This window comes from Nocardia sp. NPDC004604, from assembly GCF_040609795.1.
Taxonomy (GTDB): domain Bacteria; phylum Actinomycetota; class Actinomycetes; order Mycobacteriales; family Mycobacteriaceae; genus Nocardia.
Window position 1 is genome coordinate 1 of the sequence record NZ_JBEXLC010000206.1, and the last position, 12,432, is coordinate 12,432.

General features: G+C 65.5%; 13 protein-coding genes. 7 read left to right on the top strand and 6 right to left on the bottom strand.

Annotation, left to right across the window (positions count from 1 at the left end):
- The coding region (locus tag ABZW16_RS40200) for a TerD family protein (RefSeq protein WP_354961402.1) at positions 1-1,390 on the bottom strand (1,390 nt) is incomplete at its 3' end.
- Positions 1,391-1,573: 183 nt separating this feature from the next.
- On the opposite strand from ABZW16_RS40200, the gene ABZW16_RS40205 reads away from it, so the two are divergent.
- From ABZW16_RS40205 to ABZW16_RS40225, 5 genes are all read left to right on the top strand, one after another.
- Complete coding sequence (locus ABZW16_RS40205) at positions 1,574-2,197, top strand: AIM24 family protein (RefSeq protein WP_354961403.1); 624 nt, start codon at positions 1,574-1,576, stop codon at positions 2,195-2,197.
- Between the two features lie 11 nt (positions 2,198-2,208).
- Complete coding sequence (locus ABZW16_RS40210) at positions 2,209-2,904, top strand: AIM24 family protein (protein WP_354961404.1); 696 nt, start codon at positions 2,209-2,211, stop codon at positions 2,902-2,904.
- A gap of 3 nt (positions 2,905-2,907) precedes the next feature.
- A complete protein-coding gene (locus tag ABZW16_RS40215) occupies positions 2,908-3,675 on the top strand; it encodes an AIM24 family protein (protein ID WP_354961406.1) in 768 nt (255 codons plus the stop codon).
- 106 nt (positions 3,676-3,781) lie between these two features.
- The gene (locus ABZW16_RS40220; RefSeq protein ID WP_354961407.1) at positions 3,782-4,111 is read left to right on the top strand and encodes a hypothetical protein; all 330 of its coding nucleotides are present in this window, start codon (positions 3,782-3,784) and stop codon (positions 4,109-4,111) included.
- A gap of 112 nt (positions 4,112-4,223) precedes the next feature.
- The gene (locus ABZW16_RS40225; protein ID WP_354961408.1) at positions 4,224-5,069 is read left to right on the top strand and encodes a hypothetical protein; all 846 of its coding nucleotides are present in this window, start codon (positions 4,224-4,226) and stop codon (positions 5,067-5,069) included.
- Positions 5,070-5,299: 230 nt separating this feature from the next.
- Here the strand turns inward: ABZW16_RS40225 and ABZW16_RS40230 are convergent, their stop codons facing one another.
- The 5 genes from ABZW16_RS40230 to ABZW16_RS40250 are packed head-to-tail and all read right to left on the bottom strand — an operon-like array spanning position 5,300 to position 11,158.
- Positions 5,300-6,088: an HAD family hydrolase gene (locus ABZW16_RS40230; RefSeq protein WP_354961409.1), complete on the bottom strand. Its 789-nt coding sequence runs from the start codon at positions 6,086-6,088 to the stop codon at positions 5,300-5,302.
- Between the two features lie 56 nt (positions 6,089-6,144).
- Complete coding sequence (locus tag ABZW16_RS40235; protein WP_354961415.1) at positions 6,145-7,272, bottom strand: cysteine protease StiP family protein; 1,128 nt, start codon at positions 7,270-7,272, stop codon at positions 6,145-6,147.
- 44 nt (positions 7,273-7,316) lie between these two features.
- Positions 7,317-8,684: a phosphoribosyltransferase family protein gene (locus ABZW16_RS40240; RefSeq protein WP_354961410.1), complete on the bottom strand. Its 1,368-nt coding sequence runs from the start codon at positions 8,682-8,684 to the stop codon at positions 7,317-7,319.
- Positions 8,681-9,892, bottom strand: coding sequence for an HpcH/HpaI aldolase/citrate lyase family protein (locus tag ABZW16_RS40245; protein WP_354961411.1), 1,212 nt, complete (start codon positions 9,890-9,892; stop codon positions 8,681-8,683). Before ABZW16_RS40245 ends, ABZW16_RS40240 begins: the two co-directional genes overlap by 4 nt.
- Positions 9,893-9,940: 48 nt before the next feature.
- Positions 9,941-11,158, bottom strand: a complete 1,218-nt coding sequence (locus ABZW16_RS40250; RefSeq protein ID WP_354961412.1) for a hypothetical protein — start codon at positions 11,156-11,158, stop codon at positions 9,941-9,943.
- Between the two features lie 143 nt (positions 11,159-11,301).
- On the opposite strand from ABZW16_RS40250, the gene ABZW16_RS40255 reads away from it, so the two are divergent.
- On the top strand, positions 11,302-11,877 hold the full coding sequence (locus tag ABZW16_RS40255) for a TerD family protein (RefSeq protein ID WP_354961413.1): 576 nt from the start codon (positions 11,302-11,304) through the stop codon (positions 11,875-11,877).
- 207 nt (positions 11,878-12,084) lie between these two features.
- The coding region (locus tag ABZW16_RS40260; RefSeq protein ID WP_354961414.1) for a DUF475 domain-containing protein at positions 12,085-12,432 on the top strand (348 nt) is incomplete at its 3' end.

A 12,432-nucleotide genomic window follows, 5' to 3' on the forward strand; every position in this document is an offset into this window, starting at 1 on the left:
GACATGCTCGACACCGGTGCGCAGCTGCTCGTCGACCGGGATGAAACCCCGTGCGTCCGTGGCGATTCCAGCTAGATCCAGGCCGAGCTCGGCGGCCGACCCGGAAGAGCTTGGCCATCGCCATCGCGGTGAACGGCATACCACCGGCGAGGGTGTACCTGGCCAGCTCGGCATTGTTGGCGCCATCGACCAAGCGGCAGAACGCATTCTGGATCTGCTCGAAGGTGTGGCCCTTATAGGAGGTCACGATGAACAGCACCGAGCTGACGTGGGCCGGGATGCGGGTCAGGTCGACCAGGATCACCTCGTCATCGCCCTCGCCCTCACCGGTGAGGTTATCGCCCTGGTGCCGGATCGAACCGTCCTTGGAGGTCAGCTGACCGTAGTAGGCGACATCCACCACGTTCATGTCGGCGAACATCACGACCGACGCATCGAGGTCGACATCGACGGTCCGATTGCCGAACATGCCGCGGTTGCGCACCGGATCCCAGCCGAGACCCATCTTCACAAAGGTCAGCGCGGCGCCACCCTCCTTGCGCAGGGTGACCCGCTGCCCCTTGACCAGGCTGACCGGACGGTCCTTGCTCAGGCTGACCTCGGCGGGCGGCTGCTGCTGGGCCGCGGGCTGAGCGGGCGGCGGATAGCCCTGGCCGGGGGCGGGCTGGCCGGGCGGCGGCGGGTAACCACCGGGTCCGGGCGGGGGCGGGTAGCCGGCACCGGGCGGCGGCGGGTAGCCGGGTGCGCCCTGCGGGTAGGTCTGCTGCGGCGGGTACTGCGGCTGCTGCTGCGTCGGGTATGCGGGCGGGGCCGGCGGCGGGTAACCCTGAGTGGGCTGCGCGGGCTGATAGGTCGGTGGCGGCGGAACCTGTGTCGCGGCCGGAGATTCGTCGACGGTCACACCGTGATCGGTGACCAGCGCCGCGAAACCACCCGCGTAGCCCTGGCCGACCGCACGCACCTTCCATTCACTCTGGCGCCGGTACAGCTCGAGCGCGATCACGATCGACTCGGTGTTCAAACCGTCGATGCGGTACTCGTACAACCGATTACCCGCCGAATCCGAGACGACCGCGGTCGGCGCGGCGGAGCGGCCGAAATTGCTGGTCGCGTCGTCGAGGGTGATGACAGCGCGGATCTGCGAGATATCCGCTGGCACCGCATTCAGCGACACCGCCAAGGACGCCGACTGCCCGGCCGGTGCGGGCTGCAGATTCACCCCTGGGCCACTTGGCTGGTTGAAGAAGACGAAGTCCGCATCGGAACGGACCTTCCCCGAGTCGGTGACCAGCAGTGCGGACAGATCCGCAGGTGCGGTCAGCTGGACGGAGATCACCACGTCATTGACGGCCAGCGGGCCATTCTGACCCTTGGCGAGTGTTGCGGACAAGTTCGACCCTTCGCTTGTCGGTGCGTACGGTGCCACTCTACGAGAAACGTGCCGAACGCGATCCGAAGTAACCGCCGCCATGGCCCGGATCGTTGCCCGGAGATCGGTTAGGGTGACGAAACGCAGTTGGAATATGGGCGATCAACACCATGTTCCCGAACGAGACGGCAGGCAAACTCCCCCATGGCGCAACTGTTCGAGCAGTCGAAAAAGGTGATCGAGGCACACCTCGCCGGAACGAGTATCCGCGCGATTTCCGGCTCGATGGTCGCCTATGAAGGAAATGTGCAGTTCAAGTCGGCCGGTTTCGGCGGAGGCGACGGCGTACTCGCCGGACTCAAGCGGCGCGCCACCGGCGAGAAACTGTCGTTGATGGAATGCGGCGGCAATGGCCGGGTCTTCTTCGCGGTGAACGGCCAGCACGTCACCGTGGTGAATCTGAACAACGAGACGCTGCAGGTCGAATCGCAGCAGCTGCTCTGCTTCGCCGGAAACCTGCGCACCGACGTACGTTTCGCCGGTCTGCGCGGCGCGTCGTCGGGAGCTGGCCTGTTCACCACCACGGTGACCGGACAGGGTCAGGTCGCATTGCTCTCGGCCGGTGGGCCGCTGATCCACCTGGAGGTTTCGCCGCAATATCCGTTGATCGTGGATCCGGATGCCTTCGTCGCCTGCCGCGGCAACCTCGATCAGTCGTTCGTGACCGATGTTTCGTGGCGCACGTTCGTCGGCCAGGATGCCGGGGAGGCGTTCTCATTGCGCTTCGACGGTCAGGGCCTGGTACTGATCCAGCCCGCGGAACGGTAAGGGGGCCTGCGATGTTCGAGAAGGTCAACGGCAAGGTCGTCAAGGTCGACGTCGGCATGGCGGGCGGTGTGGTCGCGCGCAATGGCGCGATGCTGTTCTATACCGGAGATATTTCCTTTGCGCCGCACCAGATTCCGGGCATGGCCCCGGGCATGGGCGGTGGCGGCATCATGCGAATGGCCGGGCAAATGATGGCCGGTGAGCACGAGCGCACCATGCTGGCGACCGGCAATGGCCAGGTGCACTACGGTTTCGCCGGGCTGGAAGTGCATGTGGTGCAGCTGCAGCCGGGCGCGGTGCTGCGCGTGGAGGCCTCGCGGCTGCTGGCCAATACCGCCGCACTGCAGAGTTCGATTGTGTCCGTGATGAGTTCGGGCGGCGGCGGTGGCGGCGGGCTGATGGGCGCGTTGCGCGGGGCCGCGAGTGGTGCGTTGACCGGCCAGGGCATGTTCACCACGCAGCTGTCCGGACAGGGTGCGGCAGTCTTGCTCGCGCACGGCGGATTCCTGGAACTTCCGGTGGGCGGACCGAATCCGATCGTGGTAGATCCGCAGGCCTTCGTCGCCGCCTACGGCAATGTGCAGACCGAGTTGAAGACGGCGCTGAGCTGGCGCGACGCGGTCGGCCGCGGTTCCGGGGAGGCCATGCAATTGCATTGCGTCGGACAAGGTGTGGTCTATGTGCAGGCTTCGGAAGAGAAGTTGTGAGTCATGAGTGAGATTTTGAATCCGCTGAATCTCGGTGAAAGCGACAATATTCCGGGCAACAGCTACGCCTACTGCATCGACCTGAACAAGCCGTGGTTCATGCGCAAGGGCGCGATGATCGCCTACTACGGCGATATGCGGTTCCAGATGCTCACCCACGGGCTGCAGGGTGGACTGCTGCACATGGTCTCCCAGCAGTTCTCGGCACCGCTGTTCACCGGCGACTATGTGATCGCCGAGGGCCACGGCAAGCTGATCATCGGCGACCGCGGCTACGACATCAATTCCTATGACCTCGAGGACAACGGCAACCTCACCATTCGCGCCGCCAACCTGCTGGCCTTCGAACCCGGCCTATCGCTGAACCAGTCGATCGTCCCCGGCTTCCTCACCCTCATCGGCACCGGCAAGTTCCTGGCCTCATCCAATGGCCCGGTCATGTTCGCCGAACCGCCGCTGCGCGTCGACCCGGAAGCCCTTGTCGGCTGGGCGGATTGCCCCTCCCCCAGCCATCACTACGACCAGCGCTGGGTCTCCAACTTCCTGGCCGCCGGTGCCGCCCGCTTCGGCGTGAATTCCGGTGAGGAGCGCCAGTTCGACTTCACCGGCGCGGGAACGGTTCTCATCCAATCCAGCGAGAAGATCCTCAGCGATTCGGCGCTGGTGCGCACCATCGAGGGCCAACTCCAGAGCGGTATGACCGTCGGCGGTCTGCAGCGGCTGCACGGTGTCATCACCCAGCAGTTGGGCGCTCAGCAGCGCGACTATTGAACCGGATGACCTGCGGATCATCCCGGTAGTCCTACCTTCGGTGGATACGCGGCACCCGCTCGATCACTAACTTTCCCAACAGCAGGCATCGTGTTGGGAGGCACTCATGAGTATCGGACTCGTGATCGCGATCGTCGCGGTCATCGCGGTCATCGCGGTCATCGCGGTCATCGCGGTCATCGCGGTCATCGCGGTCATCGCGGTGGTGGTGAAGCGGTTCCAACCCATCCCGCCGCAATCCCCCACCCCAAAACTGCCTTTCCCGACCGATCCCGCCTACCCCCGCCCGAACCGCCCCCGCCCCGAGCACTACCAACCCCGGTCGCAGCAGCCCGCAACCGACCCGACACCCGCCTACACCCCGCCTCCCATCCTCGACCACTCCCCCACCCTCCGCGACGCCCTCGACTGGCTCAACCACACCCGCAACCGCTGAGGCGAACATCGCCTGCGCCACAGCCCGAGACCGATCGCGTTCCGGGTTGGGCAGTGCCAGCGGGTCAGTTGATTCGACCGTTGATTTCGGTCAGGCCATGGACAATTGCAGAATGCCACCCTTCGCATTGTCGGATGAACGACTCGCGGCGCTGGCGAATCTGATGCAAGACGAGGCCGCGTTCGAACAGGCCTACCCCCGGGTGGCGGATTACCTATCGATGGCCGAGCAGCTGGCGGGGACGGGGGATGCGGTGGCGGATGCGGCATTCGATCTGCGGTTGCTGCACTTCATGACCGGTGGGGAGAGTGTCGATCCGTATTGGGATATCGTCGCGCCGTCGGTGGCGGCGGGGCCGCCGGAGCGCGGCGGGCGACGCGAGGTGAACGGCGGCCGCGCGAAAGGTAGTGCGCGGCTGGGATATGCGCAGATCGTCGTGCAGGCGACCTACGCCTATGCCGTGCCGGCACCGGAGACGCTTGCCTGGATCGCCGATATCACGCGCGGGCGATCGGTTGTCGAAATCGGTGCGGGACGTGGCTACTGGGCCAGCCAGCTCGCCGAATCCGGAGTGCCGATAACGGCTTACGATACGCATCCGCCGGACCGCGCGAACAACACGTCCTTTCCGTCGGCAGCCGGACAGCCGCATATCTGGCATCCGATCCAGGAACTCCGAGACGCCGATGCCTACCGCGATATTGCCGATGCCGCCGACGTCCTGCTGCTCTGCTGGCCACCGGGTTGGGCGAACCCCATGGCCTCCGGTGCCCTCGATGCCTACCAGCGCGTCGGTGGTGATCTGCTCATCTACATCGGCGAACCACCCGGCGGCCGCACCGCCGACGCCGCCTTCTTCCATGCGCTGGAGGCGAATTGGGAATTGGTCGATCAGGACCCCGACTACGTCGCCTGGTGGAACCTGGCCGATAGCGCCCAGTGCTGGCGGCGCCGCTGACGCCGTCCGGCGTGCCTGACCGAGCGTCGCGGCGAGCCCGAAACGTTCGGAGAACGCCAACATTTCGTCGAACTGCTCGGCACGGTCGCCGTCGCCCCGACCACGATGCGGGTGACACCTTGTGCGGCGAACCCATCCACCCGTTCCGGCGGCATATCGATCGATCCCCAGCGGGTGTACTCGAGTGCGGACGGCTCCCGTCCCGCCTCGACCGGTGTCACGGCAAGCCCCTATTCGGCGGATCCCGGCGCAGCCTTGATGAACCAGTTGATGATCTCCTCGCCCGCCAGAATTCCCGACGCACGGGTAACGGTGAGGTTCGGATGGGTCCAGTTGAGTTGTTCGAGTTCGCCGTGGCGGGGGCGAATGGCGGAGTCGGCGGTGCGCAGCATTTCGGCGTCGAGCGCGCCGTCGCCCGCGGCGAGAGTCATTGCCGCATCGGTGAGTTCGCCATTGTCGAGCAGGCGGCGGCGGACCTCGCGGACCGCGTGGCTCTTGCAGACGGCCATGGGCATGGTGTAGATCTTGCGTCCCTGCTGGGACGCGGACCAGCCGCGCGGACGACACCACGCATCCCATTCGGCCAGGAAACCCTCCGGCACCTCCTTCGGCTTCACCACCAGATAGGCGAACAAATGGTCGGCGATACGGAATTTGGTGACCCAGGAGTCGTCGATGCGCGCGCGCAGTTCGGTATTCACCTCCGACAGCGTCGCGCCGCTGGCCCGCACCTGCGCGTCGATATCGATGCGCCAGCGCATATCCGGTATGCCGTCGACCAGAATATTGCCGCCATTGCTGGTGATGGCGTAGCGCCACGGGGCGCCCGGTAGTTGGATCCGCTCGAATTGCTTGATGGTCCGAGTGGTGGTCGGGATGACGGCAGCGGGTTCGGTCAGGGTCTGCATCCGCAGGGCGGCGGTGGTCGTCATGAACGACAGGGGCGCGCCCTCCAGATGTTCCACACAGACCGTCGGCACATTGGTGGCGGCGTGGAAAGCATTGCGTGAGTAGATCATCGTCCGGTCGAGATCGGTAGCGATCAGAGCATGTCTTCGTAGTCGTCGTAAATGCATTATTGCTGTACGTCCTTGATCAATCCCATGCACGAATAGGCGAGGTCGGGTACGACCTCGACCGGAACACCGCGAGCCGCGGCGAGCAGTCGGATATGTGCGTGCTCGGGCGCATCCGCCTCGCGCACCAGCACCCGCCACGGCAGTCGCCGCAGCAGCACCCGAGTCGTTTCGCCGACACCGGGTTTCACGAAATTCACGCTGGCCACGCCGTACGCCTCGCGGACCTGGTCCACCGAGGCCCAGCCGGTCCAGGTCGGCGTGCGGTCGCCCGCGCGCACGGCGGCCAGTTCGGCGGGCACGCGATCGCGGACGGTATCGAAGGCCGCGCTCACGGTGTCGAGCAGGCGGCCGGATACGTCATCGTCGGCCAGATCGCGGTAGAACTTCGCGCCGTGGAACTCGCCGGGGCCGATCAGCGTGTCGTTCAGCACGGTGCGTGAAATCAGTCCGGATACCGTCGAATTCAGGCAGGCGGAGGCGATGAGGAAGTCGTCGCGGGTGCCATAGGTGCGCACACAATGTCCCGGATCGGCGAGTACGGCGAGTTCGTCATTGAATCGCGCGCCGCCCGCGGCGTAATAGGCATCGAGCGCTTCGGTGAGTTCACGAGTGATCGCGCCCTTGCCGGTCCAGCCGTCGACGAATACCACCGACGCCGGATCATAATGGCGCGCAAGGTAGTCCAGAGCCACCGCATCGATGCCGCGATCACGCACGATCGACACCGCGTAGTGCGGCACATCGAGGTTCGGCAGATCCGGCCCGCGCCCGCTGAGCAGCCAGCGCCGCATCAGAATCCCGATCGGCGTCCCGGCCCTGGCCAATGACACCAGCACGATGTCCTGGCCGCGTTCGGCGACCACGAGTTCCGATACCGTCGCGACGGCGACCGCCAGCCGCTCGGCACTGTCGGCGAGCACTTCGTCGAACAGCGAGCGGTACGCGGCGTCCGGCTGATATTCGATCGGCAACGATTCCGCGTAATGCGCCGCACCGGACTGGATCCGGCGCTCGCGCTCGGCGACATCGGCCTCCAGATCGACCTCCGACAAATCCTTCAGCAGCCAGGAAACCTCTTGGGCCGCATACGATCCGAAGGCCGGACCGTGCAGCGGCACCGGCAATGCCGTTCGGGGCGAGATATTCGATTCCGGCACAGCGTTCGACCTCACAGCACTCTCGGTTCGGATACGTCGGCGGCCACCGGCACGACTTCGCTGCGCTCGGCGTGCAGCATGCGCGGATCCGCGCCCGGCAGCACCGCCAATACGACATCGGCGCCGGATGCGGTCAGCACATCGATCAGACCGCCCTCGGCACGCAATTCGGCACTATCCGCTGGTGCGTCTATGACGACGACCAGCACCGGATCGTCCGCACCGAGCGCCGCCAGTTCGGACAGCGCATCCTCGATCCAGTGCGCGTTGTACAGATAGCGCGGCTGCTCCTCACCGGGTTCGGGTGCGATGAACCGAAATCCGCGCCGCAGTGGATAACCGGGTTCGTCGAGTACATACGCGGGCGAGCGGGTGGTCGTCTGGTAGCGCGTCGCGATCCCGGCATCGGCGAGTTCGGCCGCCAATCGCAGCGGCAGGTACATCAACTCTTCGTGCCCGAGCACGATAACGGGGCGTTCGGCGAAACCGTCGGCGAGCCGAACCCGCAGCGCCTCGGCCGCCTTCGCGAGCGCCGCCTCGAACGCATCGGTATCCGATCGCAGCATCCCGTGCCTGCCGCCCTCCGGCACCGCAGCGGGCCAGGGCAATTCCAGCTGATCGAACGAACCACGATGTGCCGCAGTCGGATTCAAGTCCGGATCCGGCATCGCGGATACCGTCTCGACCAGACCATCGGGCAGCAGGGTGCGCCCCGAAGCCAGGCATACGGTGTCGATCCGCGCACCCAATTCCGCGGCCGCCGCCTCGAAGCGCGCCCGATCGTCCGCGGTCCGCATATCAACCAGCGACGCAAGCACATAATGCGAACGCGGCGAGAACGCGTGCAGCGCCCGCACCGCATCGATCGCGGTATCCCCGGTGGAGATTTCGTCGTCGACGAGCACCAGTGGCAAATCGTTGACGAAGATATCGGCGGGCGCGGGCTGGAGCATATGCGAGGTGGCGTGCGAATGCCCCTCTTCGAATCCGGTCAATGTGGTGGCCTCGGGCACCTCGCGACGGGTCGAGTGCAGATAGCACCCGGCTCCGATCCTGGCCGCCACACAATGCCCCAATCCCGTTGCCGTCTCGGCGAATCCGAGCACCACCGCCTCGCGTTCACCGAGTACGTCACGCACCAGGTCACCGAGCCGGTTGCCCGCGCCGAGTACCACGCGGGGATCGGTCGGCAGGTGTTTGCCGAGCACGGTGGAGACCAGCAGATGCGCGCGGCGTGGATTGCGGCGCAGGCCGGGCTGGATCAGCGTCGCGATGGGCAGTTCGGCGGGCAGCACATCCACCGGAACACCGGCGTCGTGCGAGCGCTCATGCCGCAATTCGATGCCCAAATTCGCGGTCGCCCAGGCATAGGTGCTCATTCGGTCACCAACGCCGTCAGCAGATCGACGAAGGAGACACCCTTGTTCGCGACACCGAAAACCCGGGCCCGCAATAGCGTCTGGCGCGCCCAGCTGCGATGCGGCCGCATTTCGTTCATCTTGTTCCGATAGCCCGATGCCGCCACCCCGCCGACGTCGACCTGCAGGATATCGAGCGCATCGGAATACTCTTCGTGCGTTACCACCGATAGCGCGTGCACCGCCGCCACATGCGACGGATGGATCACCGTTTTGCCCTGGATCCCATTGGCCCGGTCCAACGTGATCTCACGTAGTAGACCGTCCAGATCCCGGCTGACCAGATAGCGCCGGAACGGCACCGCATCGGATTCCTCGAACGGCGCGGTCCGCAGCAGTGGCCGGAACATCCGCTCATGGTCGGCGAAGTACTCCCAGACCGGCCCGGTGATCACGAAACCCGAACCGTCCGAACGGCCGAGGTAATTCACGATATCGGCGATGACATCGGCGACCACCCGCACGTCGTAGATCGTCAGATCCCGATCGCGCCGAATGCCGAAGGTCGAGCACATATCCGTGGCCCCGATGCGCACCGCGAGTATCCGCTCCCGGTGCTCGGCGAGTAGCGCCGCGATCTGCGTCAGCTCCTGATCCCGGGTCTGGCGGTGCACCAGCGCCGCCGATTCGAGTACCGGCATGCCGTACACCGGCCGGCCCAGCCGCTCCCCGGCGGCCTCGAGCGCCGCGAGATATTTCGGCCCGCTCGCACTGTCGAACTTCGGGAAGACGAAGCCGGTCAATGCCGCCGCACCGGTGCCGAGCTGCTCGACGATCTCGCAGACGGTATCCGCGTCACGAACGCGCACGAACAGCAGCGGATTCGGATCATCGCTGCCCGCAAGCAGATTCAGCGTCGCGACGGTCTGGTGTTTGGCGAACTCCAACTCGTGATCGGCGACCGCGTCCTCGAGATCGATGACCATCGAGCACACCCCGCGCGCGGCCCGTCTGCTGATGGTCATGGCGAGATCCGCTCGGGTCGCCGGTGCGTACAGGGTGGCGCCGAGTGCGATCGCCAAAAGTTCCCGATCGGCGTGATCGCCGAACGGTTCCGGTTGTCGATGGAAAAGGCGCCGCGCCTCCGGGCCGTGCAGCTGCCGGAAATGGCGTAGTGGCAATTGCTTTCGCAGGGAGATCTGTTGCTGGACGGCGATGCCCGCGGTCATCGTTGCGCTGTCCTCATCCCTTGTGGCGGTGGCCGCATACCCCTGGCCTCATTCTCGTCGTGGTCCTGCTTGTTTTCTCATTCGATCCACTACCCCGGCTACGAACTCCGCGACGGCATCCAATTCGGCCACATAGGCCCAGTAGTCGGGATGACGTCCCGACAGGTTTTCGGTGATTCGATCGATTCGGTCCACCTGTGCATCGAGCACAGATCCCCATTCGCCGACGAGCCCGCGGCTCACCGCGAGCATTTGCGCGTCCCGCAGCCGAAATCGTACGGCCTTGGCCTTTTCTTGCGGATTCGCACGGACCTCGCGCAGCAGTGTCAGCCGCTTTGTGACGGCGTCGACCTTCTGTTCGGCCTCGGCGAGGTAGCCCCGTGCGGATGTGGTCAGCTCAAGTGCAAACTCCGGATTGTTCTCGGCCGCCGCCGCACGTGCCCGGACCAGGGCAGCGTCGGCGGCATCGATGGCCCGTTGACTGTCCTGCCCATTGTTAGCCAGATCCGCCGAACTCGCAGCATTGAACTCGCGGAGCAGCTCCGAGTAGGCGGGCGCCAACCGCTCGCCGCGGGTGCGCACGGCGGCCATTCTGGTGCCGACCGAGGTGATCGCATTGGCCGCGGCCCCAGCCCGGGATGGCGCCTGCGCCAACGCTTCTGCCAGCGCCTTCGTCGCCGATTCCAGGTGGCTGGCGGCCTCGCGGACGGTCGCCGCCGGTACCTCGGAGCCGAGGGCCTCGAGTGTGAGCAGCGACTCATCCACCGCCGCCGCACATTGCCGCACCGAGGGGTAGTCGGCGTATTCGGATTCGGCCGCCTGCCCGCGGACACCCGCCGCCGCGACCTTCACCTGCTGAGCGAATTGCGGGACCGTGCCGAGCACCGCGACCGCGTGCTCGAGTTGCGATTGATTGCCGCGATAGAACTCATCGACCGCGCGGGCCGCATCGGTCAACTGCCGGACCAGGGTGTCCACCCGCAACTGCCCCTGCGGCATGGTAGAGCCGTCGCGCTCGGCATTGTCCAATTCCTCGGTGAATGCCAGATATGCGCCCGCGGCGTCATAGCACCGGCTGCGCACGGGTTCCCATTGCGCGCTCATCCGGCGCTCCGGGAACACCTGCGCACTCGCGTGCACCGCGGCGTCGGCCGCACTCTGGCGCTGATCCATATCGAGAAACGCGGCCGCCAGCGTCGACCGGGCTTGCGAAATCCATTCGGTGTTCCCGGACGACCGGAACCATCCACGCCTGCGGCCTGTCACGCCCCGATGTTAGGCGGTGTACCACTCCGCCGTGGTTAGCTCAGTTCCTACGCAAGTCCGGGGAAACCTACTACTGTCGTATGGCGTACCCGGCGATTCGGACATGCTGGGAACCACAGACGTCTATTGAAAGGGATCCCCGAATGGGTGTCAGTCTGTCCAAGGGCGGCAATGTCTCGCTGACCAAAGCGGCGCCGAACCTTACCGCTGTCTCCGTCGGGCTCGGGTGGGATATTCGTACGACCACCGGAACCGACTTCGACCTGGATGCCAGTGCGATCGCGACCGGTGCGGACAAGAAGGTTGTGTCCGACAAGCACTTCGTCTTCTTCAACAACCTCAAGTCGCCCGAGGGCAGCATCGAGCACACGGGCGACAACCTGACCGGCGAGGGCGAAGGCGATGACGAGGTCATCAAGGTCGACCTGGCCAACACCCCGCCGACCATCGAGAGCATCTTCTTCCCGGTCTCGATCTACGACGCGGACACCCGCCAGCAGTCGTTCGGCCAGGTGCGCAATGCCTACATCCGCGTGGTCGACCAGGCCAACGGCGCCGAACTGGCCCGCTACGACCTGTCCGAGGATGCCTCGACCGAGACCGCCATGGTCTTCGGTGAGCTGTACCGCAATGGTGCCGAATGGAAGTTCCGCGCCATCGGGCAGGGCTACGCCTCGGGTCTGGCCGGTATCGCCCGCGACTACGGCGTGAACGTCTAAGACACCAGCTGCAACAGGGGGCTCGGCAACGGGCCCCCTGTCCGCGTGTCCACGGAACGATTTGCCGCAGCGCACCGTTGGACAATCGACGGTTCCGCGTCCACGCTGGAACCATCATCGCCACCGCGGGTTGCACGGCCCTCGGGTTACATCAGCTACAGGCGCGCTCGGACAAACATTCGACCGCCGCACGGAAAGGGTCTCCGCGTGGTTCTGCGAATTTTCGGGATGTCCATCGGCGTCACGGTGGTATCGCTCATCGTCGCATTCCTCTACGGCGGGCCGACCGCGCTGGCGCTGGCCGCGATCCTCGGTGTGCTCGAGGTCTCACTGTCGTTCGACAACGCCGTCATCAACGCCACTGTGCTGGAACGCATGAACGAGTTCTGGCAGAAGATCTTCCTCACCGTCGGTGTGGTGATCGCGGTGTTCGGTATGCGGCTGGTCTTCCCGCTGGCTATCGTGTGGATCACCGCGGGCCTGCACCCGGTGAAGGCCTTCGACCTGGCACTGAACCCGCCCGCCGATGACGCACTGGTATTTCCGGACGGCAGC